The following is a 16,266-nucleotide window of genomic DNA, read 5'->3' on the forward strand; positions in this document are numbered from 1 at the left end:
TTCACCTTTCTGAGGTCGATGCTCCGGCTGAGCCGGTGTTGCTTGATCCCACTACCTTGAGAAACTCAACGAGGATGGCGATCCCGCGCCGGGCATCCGGCGAGTTCAGATCGCGCACAATCTTGAAGAGCGATTTGTGAATGTCCATTGTCGCCTGCACTTTCGCAAAGCCGTGGAGAATGGCCTCGAGCGCCTGAAGAGCGTCCGGCCTCGTCAACTCGCGGAGGAAGCCGACGAATTGCGGAACGCTTGCCTCCATCTGCTTGAGATCTTCGGCGGAGTGCGCCTTCACCAGCGCGTCTCCGATCCTCATCCCCGTTTGCACCACACCAAAGTAGCCCTTCTCCTGCAGCGTGCCGCATCCCGTCACCGCCTGCTGGTAGAGGTCGCGAGCGATGGGCTGCATATCCTGGATAAGGTCCGCCGCGCTCTCCAGTTGCTGCAATGCTGCAGTCAGCAGATTTGCATCGCGCAGAGCGGCTTTGAAGAGATGGACAATTTCCTGCGGACGAAGGTTCATGCTTTCGCAGGCAGTGGTCGCTTCTCCAAACGCGTCTCTGGCTACAAGCGTCAGATCCGCCATCAGGTCTTCGGCTTCGTTTCTTACGCGCTTCATGTGGCCCAACTCTTCCACGATGAAGTCGAGCCGGCTCTCGATTCCGGCAATACGATCTTCGGCAGTGATGGCTGACATCGTCATGCTCGCTTTCCCGCCATGGACATGGCGGAGCCTATCGGCAGTTCGACACCGCGAAGCAGCATATTCCAATAGACCCAGCGGAACATGAGCTTGCCGTAGTGGTTGATGCTGCTTTCGCCGAGTAATGTGAATGGGCCAGCGCCAGGAAGCGGAAATTCTCCCGGGAGCGGCTCCGTCTTATAGTTGAAGTCGATCAGAAGCCCCTTACCGAAGCCCGACTCTATAAAGCAGTTGGTGTGACCATCGAAGCGCGCGGGCATCGGGCGTCCCTCGGCGCGTTCGACAAAGTTCTCGCAGAGAACATCCGCCTGGAAGTGAACCACCGAGCCGGCCTTGGAGCTGGGAAGGTTGGTGGCATCTCCCAGAACAAAGACATTCTCCAATCCCTCGGCCAGCAGCGTTTCCTTATCCGTGGGAATAAAGTTCAGCTCGTTACCGAGGCCGCTACGCTCGATGCAGGCGTCGCCCATGTTAGTCGGAATCGAGACGAGCAGGTCATAGCTCACCTCGGTGTCGTCCCAGGAAACAATCTTCTTTTCTACGCTGTCCACCCGCGCCAGGCCAAAGTCGGGAGTCACCGAAATCTTCTTCCGCTCCAGAAAGTCTCCCAGGACCTGCGAGGCCTTCGGCTTGGTGAACGCGCCGGAGAGTGGCGTTACGAGGTGCAGATCCACCTTGTCGCGCATGCCTCGTTCGGTAAAGTACGCATCGGCGAGAAAGAGAAATTCCAGCGGAGCCACCGGACACTTGATGGGCATCTCGGTAAAGTTCAGCACGAGCTTGCCGCCCTGCCATCCCTTCAGGAACTGGCCCAGCCGTTCGGTGCCCTTCGGAGTATAAAAGTCAAACTTGCTTCTGCCCCACTCGTCATCCAACAGGCCTTCGGTCTGCTCGGGATGAATATCCGCTCCGGTAGCAAGGATCAGATAGTCGTACTTGAGAATGGAGTGATCCTCGAGAATCACCGTATTCTTGTCCGGCTCGATATGATCGATACCGGAGATCACCAGCTTCACTCCCGCAGGCAGGTACTGGCGGCGGGGCTTCACAGTATCCCGCAGTTGGTAGGTGCCAAAGGGAACGAAGAGAAAGCCCGGCTGGTAATAGTGCGTTTCGGTGCTGTCCACGATGGTGATCTGCCACTCCTGCTCATCGAGTACAGACGCCAGCTTGTTCGCCATAATGGTGCCGCCGGTGCCACCACCGAGAATCAGCAGATGCCGCATAAAGTCTCCTTGTTCCGCGTTTGCTGTTAAGTTTGCTATTCGAATAAAGACAACCGGCGCGATGCTGTTACAGGGCGGAGATATATTCTTTCCGCCCCGCGCATGCACGCTAGAAGCTTCGCGCCAATCCCACAGTGATCGAGTTTTCCGACATCCGGTTGGTAACCGAGGTTCCCGGCACTGGCCCCCGCACGGAAAGCCATTGCCCCGTCAACGAATTGCGGAAGGCGTGATAGTAGGTGACATTCAAATCCCAGCCGCCGTGCAAGGACTGCACGATTCCGCCGGAGATGTGATGCTGCACAATGGCTGGGGCCGGGGTATTCACAAAGGAGTACTTCGAGGGGATCGGGTTTTGCGAGTAGTTGTATCCGCCGATCACCTTGGTGGTGGAGGTCACGTTCTGCTGCACTCCGCCGCCAACCACCCAGATGTTGTTCCACCCAAAGCCGGCCACTGCGTCATCGGGATCGAATCCGGCCTCGTCAAAGCCGGAAGCACTGTGGTAATTGAACCAGCGCGCGTCCACGCCGATGCGGGTTCCCTTCGCCGGGGAGATGCCGACTCCCATCGTAACGAACTGCGGCAGGTCCATCTGGAACTTCAGGGTGTGCATGGCCCCCGTCAGGTCTGGGCTCTTCCAGTGGAACTCCTGGAACCATACGGGTGAGTGATAGGCCAAACCGACGCTGACGACATTGTTGATCTGATATTGCAGGCCCGCCGCGGCACCGACCCCGAAAGACTTCGCGTTGCTGGAGGCCGACAAGTAATAGGGCATCACGCTGCCGGCCGTGACCGGAGCGGCAAACGGAGCCGGAATCACCTTAAGCATGGAGAATGCGGGCGCGATCGATATTCCCGCGGAGAGCTTGTTGGTGATGGTGCGTGACATTCCAATCGGCACCTCCAACAACACGTAGTTGGAACGAATCTTGCCGAAGCCAAAACCGTTTGGTGGCTGAGCGGTAAGGATGGGATTGGAGAAATTCGTGTTCGCGTCGTAGTGCACACCGAAGCCACTGACCGCGATCATCGCGAAGTGATACGCATTTCGGCTTGACTGCGGGTGGTAGATGAGGGCCAGCCCCGGCATCATGGAGGCATCCCGATGGCTCCGCGTGGTTCCTTGCAGCGTCATCGCCGGAACTCCCGGACCGAATGCACCTGCATTGACGCTGCTGGAGAGGTCTCTCCAGGGAAAGAAGCCGGTGGCGTGGAACTCCAACCGCATGCCCTGAAAGCGGGAGGTGCAAGCCGGGTTCCACGCGATCGAGCCAGTTGCATCCAGACAGATTCCCGTATCCGCGCCACCCATTGCCTCGTTCACAGGCCCCGCACCATGCAGGAAGTGACCGTCTGTCGCCATCAGGCAAGACGCCCCCAAAAATGGCAACGAAACAAGCAGCAAATTTCTAAAGAGCTTTCGCCCAATCCAATTCATTCCGTCCATAACTCCTCAGGTGAGAACGCCCGTACGGCTGCCTTATCTTTTGAAATCCGCCGATACTGGGTTGTGATCTCTACTGCAGGAGATGGCACGTTGCGTTCCATGGTTAATATCCCATGGAATGAATAAGTTACATGCAAGATGCAAGCGCAGTGCAACATTGTGTTGCAACGTCGCGTCTCACCAGGGAAACGAAATGTATCAGGCGCTACTCCAGACGCAGCTCGCGCATCTTGCGCCAGAGCGTGGAGCGGCTGAGCCCAAGAGCCTTTGCGGCATCCGCGCGACGCCAGTGGTGAGCATCCAGAGTGGCGACCAGGTGCTCCGACTCCGGAGAAAGGTGCTGCGGCTCGCGAGATTCAGCCGCGGAGGGGCGCTCGGCGGCTCGCGGATGCTGGGTTGAAGGGTCGCGTATCTCTTGGGGCAGATCTTCCGGCAGGATTGTCTCGATCCTCGAAACCGCCACGGCATACTCCATGACGTTGGCCAATTCGCGCACATTGCCCGGCCAGGAATAGTCCAGCAGCAGGCGCGTTGCCTGCGGCGACAGGCGACGTATCAACCCATGCTGCGAAGTGACCCGGCTGAGCAGGTGAACCGCCAGCGGAGGAATATCCTCTCTTCGCTGCCGCAGCGGCGGCACTTCGATGGGAACAACACACAGTCGATAGTAGAGGTCTTCGCGCAGACGCCCCTGACGCAGGGCAGACGGAAGATCCACATTGGTGGCGGCAATGATGCGCGCGCGCGTAGATCTGGCGACACTCTCGCCGACGCGCTCATATTGGCGCTCCTGCAGCACGCGCAACAACTTAACCTGCAGCAGAGTGGGCAGATCGCCGATCTCATCGAGAAAGAGCGTTCCCTGCGAGGCCAGTTCGAAGCGGCCGACGCGGTCCCGTACTGCTCCGGTAAAGGCTCCACGGACATGGCCGAACAGCTCCGCCTCAAGGAGATCGGCGGGAATTGCGCCGCAGTTCACGGCAACAAAGGGTCCGCTGCATCGCTGCGAGTGCTGGTGAATGGCGCGGGCTACCACTTCCTTTCCGGTGCCGCTTTCGCCGCTAATCAGCACCGCGGCTTCGCTCTGCTCCAGGTTCTCCACCAGCCGGAAGATGCGTTGCATCGCCGGAGAGCAGGCAATAGCGCCAGAGTAGAAAGTAGGGCCGTCCGGGCACATCTCCTCTTCTTCCGCAGGCCGAAGCAGCGCCAGATATTTCATCCGTGGATCGCAGATACTTGTGGCATCCGGGGCCACAGGAGCGACGGTAATCGAGACCAGGTACGGCGCACAGGACCCAAATTGCAGAGTAGCACGCCAACCTTCGCGCTTATGGCCATCCTGCAGCGCCTCGCGCAGCGGCCCGCCCGGCCCCAGAAGATCCACCCCCAGCAGCTCTTCAATCCCGCGCCCGCGCAGAGCAGAGGAGGTTCCGCTCCCCAGCAGCGTATCCAGCAGATACGAGGCATGAACAATCCGGAAATCCGCATCCATGCAGACAAAGGCTCTCCCCACAGATGCGAGAGCGCGCGTCACGCCCTGCAATGCAATCTGGGTAGTCTCATCTAACGAGGGATCGACAGAGGGAAGACAGCGTAACCTGGCGCCAGAGTCCATGAACGAACGCTCCTATTCCTTGCTTTGCAACCGCCCTCGTAAACCGGATTGCAGGTGTTTACCAGGGGCAGCCTATTCCCGGGGCTTAAGTCGAATAAATACCCCTGAGCGGAGAGCGTTACAGATAACGAGATTATTTTTGTCCCCCAATTCTGAATAAAAGCCTGGATAGTGTTCGACGTGTGTCCCAGCTCACACCAAACCTGGGCAATAGACTCCCATGCCCCTTCCCGGATGAAATACAGGGAGGCGTATAGGGGAAAGACGATGGGGTCGGCGACGTCACCAACATGCCTGGGTGATACGCGACCCCGATGGGAGGAGCGACTCAGGCAATGCCGGAAAAGATCTTTCTGTATTCGTCCTCGGTAAAGGCGCGAAGTGTCTCGGTTTGGATCCTGCCTTGTGAGGCGAGTGTGAGTGCAGCTTTGGCCAGAGCCGCGTCATCGGGAGCCTCAATGACGAGCAACATGTCATATTGCCCCATCAGCATATAGAACTCTTTCAACTTCACCCCGGCGTCCGCAAATGCCTTTCTGCCGGCATCGAGGCGTTTGGGGCTATCCTTAAGCTGCTGCAGGCCCGTTGCTGTCCATTTGGCCAGTGCAATATACGTGGGCATGGGATTCCCTCCGCCGGGAAGTATATGCCGCTGCCAACCCTCCGAGGGGGAAAATCAGGGATTTTCGGCTGGTGGAAACGGGAGAAGAATGCCGTATCGGCGGGTGGTCCTGGTCCAAGGTATTTTCACAATTCCTGCGTGCATCGTAGGATGAAGGGACGCGCAGTAGGATGAAGAGACGCGCAGAACGTCCGAGAGTCAGGGACGTCTAACGCATAGATTATGAGATTCCTGAAGCTGACGCAGCCTCTGGGACATCTGAATAGGTAGCCTCTTGCCCGTGATCGGTTACAAATCGGCGTCGTTCGAGCGCACCCTGGCGAGCGCAAAGACCACTATGGTCTTCAGCGAAATCGTGCGGATTGCGGTCGATAGTTTTCGCGCCAGCAAGGTACGTTTTGCGCTGACGGCACTTGGCATGGTGATCGGGTCAGCGTCCCTGATTTTCGTGGTCACCATCGGCCTTACGGGCAAGGCGTATGTTCTGAACCTGCTCCAGAGTATCGGCACCAATATGGTGGTGGTGGATTACCAGGGCGGAGGCAATGCCGAATCGGGCATCGGAAAAGAATTTCACAGTGACTTCCTGACCCGTGACGATGAAGCCGCGGTGCTGGAGCAGGTGCCGGCCGTAGCGTACTCCTCGCCCATGCTGGAGATGCATGATCGCATCAGCTTTGGCGGCGGCGTAGTCAAAGATATTCTCGTGCTCGGGGTCTCCCCGGAATACCGCCAGGTTCGCAATCTGGTCGTTCTATCGGGGCGCTTCTTTGACGACGAAGACGAGCAGACGCACACCAAGGCGGCGGTGGTAACGGAGCCCTTCGCGCGGCAGATGTTCGGGAGCGCCGATGCGGCGATCAACCGGAGCTTTGCGATCAGCGGAATTCCCTTCACCATTATCGGGACGTTCAAAGAGCGCGTAGACACCTTTGGCCAGTCGGAGGTTGCCGATCAGACAATCCTGATTCCCTACTCCGTGGCGCGTTACTTCACTGGAACGAACCGGGTGAAGCAGATCTTCTTTTCCATTCGCGATCAGAACGACGTGATCGAAGGCACGCAGGAGATCAAGCGAGTCATTCAGTCCCGGCACCGGCCCAACTCCGTCTACAACGCACAAAACCTGACACAACTGCTGACCGTCGCGGCGCAGATCATGGACGCGCTCACGGTAGGGCTTCTGCTCATCTCCGCAGTCACGCTGGCTGTGAGCGGCATCGGCATTATGAACATCATGCTGGCTTCGGTGCGCTCCAGAATTCGCGAAATCGGCATTCGCAAGGCCCTGGGGGCCACCTATCGCGAGATTCAGTTGCAGTTTCTGGTCGAAGCAGTGTTTATCTCGCTCAGCGGAGGAATTGTGGGCACGATTCTGGGCCTGGCGGTTCCCTTCTCGGTGCGCTTCTTGACCGATTACAAGCTGCCGGTTTCCGTATGGTCCGTTATCATTGCGCTGGTAACTGCCACGGGCGTGGGCGTTATATTCGGGACGCTGCCAGCCACACGCGCAGCACAACTCGATCCTGTCGAATCTCTGAAATACGAATAAGGATTCTCTACATCACCCAGGCTAGTTTTTCTATTTCCGCCTGCATGCAGTCGTAATTGCAGCGGCCACCTTCCAGGCGGCTGATGATGCTGCGAGCGTTCTCCGGATTGACTCCATAGCCGCGACCGACAAGGAAGACGGAGAGAACCTCGGCAGCCTGCCAGCTATCAAGCCCTTCCTTGGACAATTCATTCCGCAGGGTGGAGAGCTCCATCTCCGTAAACTTCTCAACCAATCTGGCTTCATTCGATTTCAAATCGGTTCTCAAGGGGCGGCTCCTTCTCCTGCGGCACCGCACTGCTCCAATGCAGGCGTTATCTAATTAGACACGGCCCACAGGAATTCGTTGCAAATCGATTTCGATGCTCTACTGCCACGGCAGGCTTAGCGGCAAAAGCGAAAGCCAGCGCGGTTCAACGATGAGCCCGGCCCTCAAAGCAGCCGTTGCGGATGCAGCCCTTGCACGGTCTGAAGGCTCTAGAATAGGAGAGGTATGAGCGAACAACCGATGAGCGGCGGCCTCTCACTCAAAATAATGATGCTGGTATTGTTCCTGGTGTTGGCCGTTGCAGGGGGAATTGCATACTTGCTGGTGTACCCGTCTTTCCACCGCCAGCACATTCCCTTCACAACCGGAGCGATGCGCTACTTCTCCGGTGGCGTAACGGTCGCCCGCTCGGCAATCATAACGGGGATGTCATCCTGAACAGGGTAATATCGACCGCAGGCAGCGCAATGCAGCCAACGATGCTCGTTTGCGGAGGGGCCCGGCTGTACCGGCCCATGGCAGGAAGGACAGACGAGCATTGCAAGAAGATGGTCGGGAAGCAGCGTCATAGCTATCAGTCTATTATCAGCGGCGGCTGCATTGCGCCGCGAAAGGATATGCAAGAGGAATGACAAAGGGTCGAATTCTGGATGGAACAGCGATTGCCGCCGCAATCAAAGAGGACGTGGCCAGGGAAGTGACCAGCCTGGCTGCTCAAGGCATACGGCCCGCTCTTGCCGCAGTGCTGGTGGGCAATGTGCCGGCGTCGCAGATTTATGTTCGCAACAAGGTAAAGACCTGCGAAAGCCTGGGCATCGCGAGTGAGCTCATCACCCCTCCGGAGACGGTGACGACCGAGGAGATGCTGGCTCTGGTGGCGGATCTGAATGCCCGCGACGACATCGACGGCATCCTGCTGCAACTCCCTCTGCCGCAGCAGGTCAATGCGAAGGCGTTGCTGGAGGCGGTGGCCCCGGACAAGGATGTGGACGGCTTCCACCCGGTGAATGTGGGGCGCCTGCAGACGGGACAGCCTGCGCTTGCACCCTGCACTCCCTCGGGCATCATTGAGATGCTGAAGCGCAGCGGGATTGCGATGTCCGGGCAGAACGCAGTTGTGATAGGACGCAGCGACATTGTCGGCAAGCCGATGGCGATCCTTCTGCTGCAGCAGAACGCGACGGTGACGGTATGCCACAGCAAGACGCGCGATCTGGGCGAGTTCACCCGCAACGCCGATATTCTTGTGGCTGCCATCGGCCGTGCGGGATTTGTAACCGCGGAGATGATAAAGCCGGGTTCGACGGTAATCGATGTAGGCATGAACCGGATCACTTCGCAGGCAGACTTCGACCGCTTCTTCGCAGGAGATGCGCGCCGCGAGAAGACCTTCCGCGAGAAGGGCTCCACGCTGATCGGCGATGTCGATCCCAAGGCGTTTGCACTGGCAGGCGCTTACACGCCAGTACCCGGCGGCGTGGGGCCGCTGACGATCGCGATGCTGATGGCCAACACGGTTCGCGCGGCCCGGTTGCGCCGCGGTCTGAAGGTCTGACGGCAGATGCTGCGCGTAGGGCTGACAGGCGGACTGGGGAGCGGCAAGAGCACGGTGGCGCAGATGTTCCGCGCCCTGGGAGCTCACGTGATCGAAGCGGACGCAGTAGGCCGCGAGTTGATGCAGCCCGGACAAGCGGTCTATGAAGCCGTAGCAGAGCATTTTGGCCGCGGCATTCTGAAGGCGGATGGCACGATCGATCGCCGGAAGCTGTCGATGCTGGCATTCGAGGGCGGCCGGATCGAGGAGTTGAATCGCCTCGTGCATCCTGCGGTGATAGCGGCGCAGGAGGAGTGGGCAAACCGGCTCTTTGCCCGCCAGCCGAATGCGGTGGCGATGGTGGAGTCTGCTTTGATCTTCGAAGCGGAGCGCTCCGGCACGGCCCCCGGCTGGCGCGACCGCTTTGATCGAGTCATCCTGGTCTCTGCACCCGACGACGTGAAGATTGCCCGCTATGTGGAGCGCATTTCGCCGGGGCATTGGAATGAATCCGTGGCGGCAGACGCCAGGGCGCGGCTGGCGCAACAGATTCCCGACAGCGAGAAGGCTCCCCGCTGCGATTACGTCATCGAAAATACTGGAACGCTGGAGGATCTGGGCAGCCGGGTTCGCGAGATTTACCGGGAGCTTAGCGCCCTGGCGCAACGGAATCCATCCGTTTGCTGAAGCTGACAGCCTTCTCCCGCTACAATCCAGATAGGACGGCTGCCGCGGGTGGCTGTTCCTGGAATTGCAATGAGAGATTACACAGGTAGCAGGCCATGAAAATTCGCCGCATTCTTCTCGTCGTGTTAATGGTCGCCGGGTTCTGGTATGTCACCAGTACCCTGACCGGTCGCATTCCCTGGCTTGGGAAGTGGTTTGGCAAAGTGGTACCCGTGGCTGGGCTGAATCTGACCGAAGCCAATGCACAGCCCGCCTACGATTCAGAAGAGTTGAATAACATCGCGGTCTATAAGAAGGTTCTGCCGTCGGTGGTCAACATCACTTCGTCGGCGATGTCCTTTGATTTTTTCTACGGTATGGTGCCGCAGCAGGGCCAGGGATCTGGCTTCGTCCTGGATACGACCGGGCATGTGCTGACGAACTATCACGTCATCGCCGATGCCAATCGCATTGAAGTGACGCTGAGCGACAAGCGCAAATTCAAGGCGCGCGTGGCGGGCTTTGACAAGTCTCACGATCTGGCACTGCTGCAGATCACCGCTCCGAATCTCACCCCCGCCGTTCTCTCCAATTCGCAGGGTTTGGTGGTGGGACAGAAGGTGTATGCGATCGGCAATCCGTTCGGCTTGAGCGGGACGATGACGCGCGGTATTATCAGCGCGATCCGGCCCATCCGCACCCCATCAGGAGAAGCCATTGACGACGCCATTCAAACCGATGCCGCCATCAACCCCGGCAACTCTGGCGGCCCGCTGTTGAACTCGCGCGGCGAGGTAATCGGCATCAATACGCTGATTGCCAGCAATGGCGCGGATCAGAGCTCGGGTATCGGCTTCGCGATTCCCATCAACTCGGCAAAGGCGGTCCTGGCCGATCTGGCCAAGTATGGCCGCGTACGCAGACCGACCATAGGGATCGTCTCCCTGCCCATCGGGCCGGACCTGGCGCAACAGATGGGACTCGCAGCAGACTCGGGAGTGCTGATCCAGCGCGTATTGCCGGGCGGCGCAGCAGAGCGGGCCGGATTGCGCGGCGGTAAGCAGGAAGCATACCTGGGAAATACGCCGATCTATCTTGGCGGAGACCTGATCGTCGGCATCGATGGAGAAGAGGTGACCAGCACCCAGGACATCGCGGCCATCATGGACAAACACCAGATAGGGGACACGATCACGGTGACCTATTTCCGCGGCCGCAGCAAGATGTCCGTTCGGCTGACATTAGGGGAAGCTCGCGACGTAGCCGCCTGACCGCACTGCATTCCATAGCCCCACAGAGCCGGGAGGCCGCGCCATGAGCAGATGGACCACAGCAAACATTCCGCGGCTGGACGGCAAGCTGGCTATCGTGACCGGCGCGAACAGTGGCATTGGGCTGCACACAGCGCGGGCGCTGGCGCGAGCCGGATGCGCGGTGATTCTGGCGTGCCGCAACGCGGATAAGGCCGCAGCAACGAAGCTGCTTATCGAGCGGGAGACGCCGGATGCAAGGTTGCAACCGGCCATGCTGAATCTGGCGGATCTGGCCTCGGTGCGCAATTTTACCGCTTCATTCCTTGCCAGCGGCCTTCGGCTGGATCTACTGATCAACAACGCCGGTGTAATGGCTCTGCCGACGCGGCAAACCACTGCAGACGGCTTTGAGCTGCAATTCGGCACGAATCACCTGGGCCACTTTGCCTTGACCGGGCCACTGCTCCCCTGCCTGCTGGCGGCTCCAGCGGCGCGAGTCGTGACCGTCAGCTCCCTTGCGCATCGCGGAGGCAGAATTGACTTTGACAATCTGCAATGGGTGCACGACTACAAACCCTGGCCTGCCTATCGCCAATCGAAGCTGGCTAACCTGCTGTTCGGCTTTGAGCTGGAGCGCAGGTTCGAGCAGGCGGGAGTCACGGTAAGAAGCATGGTTGTGCATCCAGGAGTGGCCAACACCAGTCTCTTCGCGAATGGGCCGGGCAAAGGCAAGGGGATGGTCAACGCGCTGATTCCCAAGGTGATTGGCTGGTTTGCGCAGTCTGAAGAACAGGGTGCCCTGCCGACGCTCTATGCGGCGACCGCTCCCGAGGCGCAAGGCGGCCACTTCTATGGCCCGGATGGCTTCCGGCAGATAAAGGGCTACCCCGTAGAGGTTGAGCCCGAGGCGCAGGCAAAGGATGCGGCACTGGCAGCCAGGCTCTGGGATGTCTCCGAACAGCTCACCGGCAGGCAGTACAACTTCTCCGCACGCTAAACGCGGGCAGGCTGCTTGCGGCGGAGGTAGCGGCGGCCTGCGACCTCGTATTCACCGGAGAGAACGAGGGCAATCGCTTCGGTATAGGCGACGTGTTCCTGCTCCAGGATGCGGGCGGACAGGGCGTGCGCATCATCGTCGTCCAACACCGGAACCACTTTCTGCAGCACAATCACTCCGTGGTCCAGGTCCTCATCGACAAAGTGGACGGTGCATCCGCTCACCTTGGCTCCGTACTCCAGCGCCTGATGCTGCGCGTCGAGGCCCGGAAATGCCGGCAGCAGCGAGGGATGGATGTTCAGGATGCGATGCGGAAAAGCCTGCACAAAGCCGGGCGAGAGCAGACGCATATATCCGGCGAGGCAGACGAGATCCACGTCATGCGCGCGCAGGCATTCGATCATCTCCGCGTCATGCTCGGCACGCTTGCGCCCCCGCGCCTCAACAACAATGGCGGGGAGTCCGCGCTCGCGGGCAGCAGCGATTCCCGGAGCATCGGCGACATTGGAGAGAACGACGGCGATTTCCGCGCCGGGGAGCCTGCCTTGCTGGATGCTGTCGGCGATGGCGAGGAAGTTGGATCCTCGCCCCGACAGCAGAATGCCTAATTTCATCGTGTGTCCTTCAAATCAGGCATAGATGACTTTGCGGTCGCCCTTGACGGTGCGCCCGATGACGAAAAATTTCTCGCCGGAGCGGTCGAACTGCGCCTTGACACGCTTGAATTTTTCCGCCGGAATGACCGCAATCAGGCCGACGCCCATGTTGAAGGTGCGCAGCATTTCCTCCTGCGCCACGCTGCCAAGTTGCTGCAGATGCTCAAAGATAGCCGGTACGGGCCAGCTTCCCAGTTCCACGACCGCGGAGATTCCCTTGGGCAGGATGCGCGGCAGATTCTCCGTGATTCCGCCGCCGGTAATATGCGCCATGCCCACAGTGGAGTCCGAGGCGGTCAGCTTGCGGATGACCGGCAGGTAGCTGCGATGCACCTTCATCAGCGCGGCTCCGGCCTTCTCCTTAAGGGCATTCACGTACTGATCCGGCTTGTAGCCCGCGACTTCAAAGAACAGCTTGCGGGCCAGCGAATAGCCATTGGTATGCAGCCCGGTGGAGGGCAATCCGATTAGGACTTCGCCGACCTTGATTCCCGCACCGGTGATGACCTTTTCCTTGTCCACACAGCCCACGATAAAGCCGGCAAGATCGTATTCGCCATCGGCATAGAAGCCGGGCATCTGGGCAGTTTCGCCGCCGATAAGGGCGCAGCCGTTGGCGTGGCATGCCTCGGCGAGCCCGGTGACCACCTTCTCCGTAACCTCGGGATCGAGGCGGCCGCTGGCGAGGTAATCCATAAAGAACAGCGGCGTGGCGCCCTGCACGGCGATGTCGTTGACGCAGTGGTTCACTAGGTCAGAGCCCACCGTGTGGTGCATGTTGAGATCGAAGGCGACCTTGAGCTTGGTACCGACGCCGTCGGCACTGGATACGAGAACAGGATTCTTGTAGCGCACCAGGTCGAGCTTGAACAGGCCGCCGAATCCGCCGATTTCGCTCAAGACCTGCTTGTTGAAGGTTCTCTGGGCAAGGTACTTAATGCGTTGTTTGGCACGATCGCCGCTGCTGATGTCCACTCCGGCGTCGGCGTACGTAATCGGCGATTTGGCTTTCTTTGGCTTCGGTTCTGGCAAGGCATTTCCGTGGAGCAGGGTAAGATACCGGCCGTCGAAATGACCTCGCAAAAGGCCGCTCCCAAGGGAGACAGACCGTGCTGGGATTTTGTAGGCCGAAGCGTAAGTTTAACACCGAGAGCACCCCAAATGCGTCAGCGTCAGTCAAAGGGAAGAAATCGGTGGCTCTCGGCGGGCGCCGGCAGCGGGCATGAGCCCAGGCGGCCAAAGAGGCTGTAACGGGTTCGGGCGACGATTCCATAGGCAAAATTTCGCAGCGAACGGGGCGCCAGCCGGAAAAGGCGAGCCAGCAGGAGCCAGCCGCCGCCAAGCCGGGCAAGCACCGCGAGCGCGGCATCCGACCGCTGCAGCAGCCGCTCTCCGGGCGAGAAGGGCTCGGTCACCAGGTACACCGTGTCGAGAATGGAGGGGTTCAAGCCGTGGCGGGCGAGGATATTGGCAGCCAGCGGGTTCTGCAGCGCGCAGAAGCGGTAATGGTCTTGCCGGTCATGACGGAGGACAAACTGAACCAGGCGGTTGCAGAGGCCGCAAACTCCGTCATACAGGATCAATGAGTGGCCGGCGAGTTGGGGGGGCGCAAGGTTCATTCCGACTGACAAGATTCGCGGCGAAGAGAAAAGAATTCAGAGATTTGGCGAGAGCTTCAAAATGCGATGGGAAGCCGCCTGCCATAAGGACCGTAAAACTGAAGTCCGCTTCCTCCGCAGAGTTCCGCAAGAACGAGATCGGTGCGCCGCCTGCCCCCGATTCCGCCGTCTCTTTTTCCGGGCCATCGTTCCATTCGCTTTCGCCTGCGAAATGGTTTCGATATTTATCAAATCCGAATAGCTACATACTATATACTTGCGTATAGTTTCCTATTATATCGTTTTGGTCCAAATTCAATACTCGTCTTATTTTCTTAAGGAGCGGAGATTACATGTCAGATTATCGGGGAGTGCCCTCCCAGGCCGGCCTCCAAGCCGCCTCCGGATACACCTTGCAGGAGATCCTCCGGCAGCCTGTTCTCTGGCCTACGACAGTGGGAAACGTACGCATCGCAGCGGAGCGCTTGCAACTGACTGCCAAGCTTGAAGGGGCTCGTGTTCTGTTGACCGGAGCTGGTACCTCAGCCTACGCCGCGAGCGCCGTCGCATCTGCGTGGCCCATGGCGCTCGCTGTTCCTACTACCGACCTGCTTATCGACACGGAACGGTATCTGCTCGACGTAGACGTTGTGATCTCACTGGCCAGATCAGGCGACAGCCCGGAGAGTGCAGCGGTTGTCGAACGGGTTCGCGCCCTCCGGCCAGAAATCCGGCAGTTGGCCATCGTCTGCAATGAAGACAGCGCATTGGCCCGCTCCGGCTTGGACGGTCTCATCGTTCTTGACCCGCGCACCAACGACCACAGCCTGGTGATGACCAGTTCCTTTTCGAATCTGGTGCTCGCCGCGCTTCTTCTGGCACAGCCGGATGCGGTAGCGCCCACGGTGGAGGAATTCAGCAAGCGTGCAGCCGAACTGCTGCCCGAGATCGATCGAGCCTGCCAGGATACAGCGGCCCACATCCAGGACCGGGTTGTCGTTCTCTCCTCATCGCCGCTGCTCGGATGGGCACGGGAAGCTGGACTGAAGATGCTGGAGATGACCGCCGGACACTACCCTCTGATAACGGAAACATTCCTGGGACTCCGCCATGGCCCCATGTCCTTCGTCAAACCTGACACCCTTGTTCTGTGCCTGGTATCAAGCGATCCGGTTCGCCGTCTCTACGAAGTGGATCTGCTCCGCGAGTTGCGGGAGAAGAAGCTCGGTTACCTGGTCGGCGTTGTTGATCCTGCCGAAGCGGAAGACGTGTTCGATGGGATCATTCCCGCCGTCGCGCCGATGGCGGACGACGCCCTGCGCACACCGTTTGAGATTCTGGGGCCGCAGTTGCTTGGATACCATTTGAGCCTGGGCCTTGGATTGAATCCCGATAGCCCCAGCCCCGACGGGGTGATCAACCGCGTCGTTCAAGGCGTCAGGATTCATCCAGCACAACCAGTCGTTGCCGCCTCTGTAACGCGGTAAGAGTGTGCTGGCACCTCCGGGTGCTCGCAGAGACAGTGCAACAGCAGAAATGGCATGCTCCGCTCGGAGCATGCCATTAGGAACTGAACGACATTCAGGCCACCCGGAACGAAACCCGCCGAATCATCACCCCAATTACTACTTCAGAGTGGAGTACGCGCCACATCGGGCTCGTCTTTTATAAAGAAAGACATAGAGGGCTATAAATACCGCTCCCTGGCCGGATCCCAGTTATACATCAGGTGATCTCCAGCGGAGGGCGTGCCATATAAATCCCACCGCACTCCATAGCTCAAGTTCAGCCTGCGGGAAACCTTGAAGGAATCCTCCGCATAAAGTCCATATTCGATCAGCGACATTTCGCGGTTCGCAAGCGGACTCACACGCTGGCTTGTATGCGGCAGGCCGAGCAGGAAATCAGCATAGGGGCTGCCGGTGATCGATCCATCGAGCGAAAATGTCCCATAGTTCGGCACAACTCCATAGAAGTTCCGGTAGTGCTGAGCGCTGCCACCAAACTTCAATACATGCCTGCCCATCTGCCAGTCGACACTGTCATTGAAAGTCAGTATGCGGTTATCTGACTTCACGCCGCCTGAGACGCCGCTGAGCGATGTCAGACCGGCGATGGTGTACTTT

17 protein-coding genes are annotated in these 16,266 nt (G+C 59.1%); 7 read left to right on the plus strand and 10 right to left on the minus strand.

The window, feature by feature from the left end:
* Position 1 precedes the first annotated feature (1 nt).
* From VM554_08770 to VM554_08790, 5 genes are all read right to left on the minus strand, one after another.
* Positions 2 to 700: a DUF1641 domain-containing protein gene (locus tag VM554_08770; GenBank protein ID HVJ08464.1), complete on the minus strand. Its 699-nt coding sequence runs from the start codon at positions 698 to 700 to the stop codon at positions 2 to 4.
* Positions 697 to 1,926 carry an FAD/NAD(P)-binding oxidoreductase gene (locus tag VM554_08775; protein ID HVJ08465.1) on the minus strand — a complete coding sequence of 410 codons (1,230 nt, stop codon included), beginning with the start codon at positions 1,924 to 1,926 and terminating at the stop codon, positions 697 to 699. Before VM554_08775 ends, VM554_08770 begins: the two co-directional genes overlap by 4 nt.
* A 109-nt stretch (positions 1,927 to 2,035) precedes the next feature.
* The gene (locus VM554_08780) at positions 2,036 to 3,295 is read right to left on the minus strand and encodes a hypothetical protein (GenBank protein HVJ08466.1); all 1,260 of its coding nucleotides are present in this window, start codon (positions 3,293 to 3,295) and stop codon (positions 2,036 to 2,038) included.
* Between the two features lie 289 nt (positions 3,296 to 3,584).
* Complete coding sequence (locus VM554_08785; protein ID HVJ08467.1) at positions 3,585 to 4,994, minus strand: sigma-54 dependent transcriptional regulator; 1,410 nt, start codon at positions 4,992 to 4,994, stop codon at positions 3,585 to 3,587.
* Positions 4,995 to 5,322: 328 nt separating this feature from the next.
* Positions 5,323 to 5,616 (minus strand): GYD domain-containing protein, encoded by a 294-nt coding sequence (locus VM554_08790; GenBank protein HVJ08468.1) that lies wholly within the window; start codon positions 5,614 to 5,616, stop codon positions 5,323 to 5,325.
* A gap of 280 nt (positions 5,617 to 5,896) precedes the next feature.
* Between VM554_08790 and VM554_08795 the strand changes: the two genes are divergently transcribed.
* Positions 5,897 to 7,168, plus strand: coding sequence for an ABC transporter permease (locus VM554_08795; GenBank protein HVJ08469.1), 1,272 nt, complete (start codon positions 5,897 to 5,899; stop codon positions 7,166 to 7,168).
* Between the two features lie 7 nt (positions 7,169 to 7,175).
* On the opposite strand, the gene VM554_08800 is transcribed toward VM554_08795, so the two are convergent.
* Positions 7,176 to 7,436, minus strand: coding sequence for a hypothetical protein (locus tag VM554_08800; GenBank protein HVJ08470.1), 261 nt, complete (start codon positions 7,434 to 7,436; stop codon positions 7,176 to 7,178).
* Between the two features lie 225 nt (positions 7,437 to 7,661).
* On the opposite strand from VM554_08800, the gene VM554_08805 reads away from it, so the two are divergent.
* From VM554_08805 to VM554_08825, 5 genes are all read left to right on the plus strand, one after another.
* Positions 7,662 to 7,874: a hypothetical protein gene (locus VM554_08805; GenBank protein ID HVJ08471.1), complete on the plus strand. Its 213-nt coding sequence runs from the start codon at positions 7,662 to 7,664 to the stop codon at positions 7,872 to 7,874.
* Positions 7,875 to 8,064: 190 nt separating this feature from the next.
* The gene (locus VM554_08810) at positions 8,065 to 8,991 is read left to right on the plus strand and encodes a bifunctional 5,10-methylenetetrahydrofolate dehydrogenase/5,10-methenyltetrahydrofolate cyclohydrolase (GenBank protein HVJ08472.1); all 927 of its coding nucleotides are present in this window, start codon (positions 8,065 to 8,067) and stop codon (positions 8,989 to 8,991) included.
* Positions 8,992 to 8,997: 6 nt separating this feature from the next.
* A complete protein-coding gene (coaE, locus tag VM554_08815; GenBank protein ID HVJ08473.1) occupies positions 8,998 to 9,657 on the plus strand; it encodes a dephospho-CoA kinase in 660 nt (219 codons plus the stop codon).
* A gap of 95 nt (positions 9,658 to 9,752) precedes the next feature.
* Positions 9,753 to 10,907, plus strand: a complete 1,155-nt coding sequence (locus VM554_08820) for a trypsin-like peptidase domain-containing protein (protein ID HVJ08474.1) — start codon at positions 9,753 to 9,755, stop codon at positions 10,905 to 10,907.
* Between the two features lie 43 nt (positions 10,908 to 10,950).
* Complete coding sequence (locus VM554_08825; GenBank protein HVJ08475.1) at positions 10,951 to 11,886, plus strand: oxidoreductase; 936 nt, start codon at positions 10,951 to 10,953, stop codon at positions 11,884 to 11,886.
* Here VM554_08825 and purN read toward each other — a convergent pair.
* From purN to VM554_08840, 3 genes are all read right to left on the minus strand, one after another.
* Positions 11,883 to 12,500, minus strand: a complete 618-nt coding sequence (gene purN, locus VM554_08830; protein ID HVJ08476.1) for a phosphoribosylglycinamide formyltransferase — start codon at positions 12,498 to 12,500, stop codon at positions 11,883 to 11,885. The two genes, VM554_08825 and purN, sit on opposite strands and share 4 nt — an antisense overlap.
* Positions 12,501 to 12,515: 15 nt before the next feature.
* Complete coding sequence (gene purM / locus VM554_08835; GenBank protein HVJ08477.1) at positions 12,516 to 13,574, minus strand: phosphoribosylformylglycinamidine cyclo-ligase; 1,059 nt, start codon at positions 13,572 to 13,574, stop codon at positions 12,516 to 12,518.
* Positions 13,575 to 13,714: 140 nt separating this feature from the next.
* Positions 13,715 to 14,161 carry a DCC1-like thiol-disulfide oxidoreductase family protein gene (locus VM554_08840; protein ID HVJ08478.1) on the minus strand — a complete coding sequence of 149 codons (447 nt, stop codon included), beginning with the start codon at positions 14,159 to 14,161 and terminating at the stop codon, positions 13,715 to 13,717.
* A 332-nt stretch (positions 14,162 to 14,493) separates the two neighbouring features.
* Here VM554_08840 and VM554_08845 point away from each other — a divergent pair, with 332 nt between their 5' ends.
* Entirely contained in the window at positions 14,494 to 15,627 is a 1,134-nt protein-coding gene (locus tag VM554_08845; protein HVJ08479.1) for a hypothetical protein, read from the plus strand.
* Between the two features lie 200 nt (positions 15,628 to 15,827).
* On the opposite strand, the gene VM554_08850 is transcribed toward VM554_08845, so the two are convergent.
* Complete coding sequence (locus VM554_08850) at positions 15,828 to 16,217, minus strand: hypothetical protein (protein HVJ08480.1); 390 nt, start codon at positions 16,215 to 16,217, stop codon at positions 15,828 to 15,830.
* Between the last annotated feature and the right edge of the window lie 49 nt (positions 16,218 to 16,266).

The sequence above is a fragment of the Acidisarcina sp. genome (assembly GCA_035539175.1).
Classification (GTDB): Bacteria; Acidobacteriota; Terriglobia; order Terriglobales; family Acidobacteriaceae; genus JANXZS01.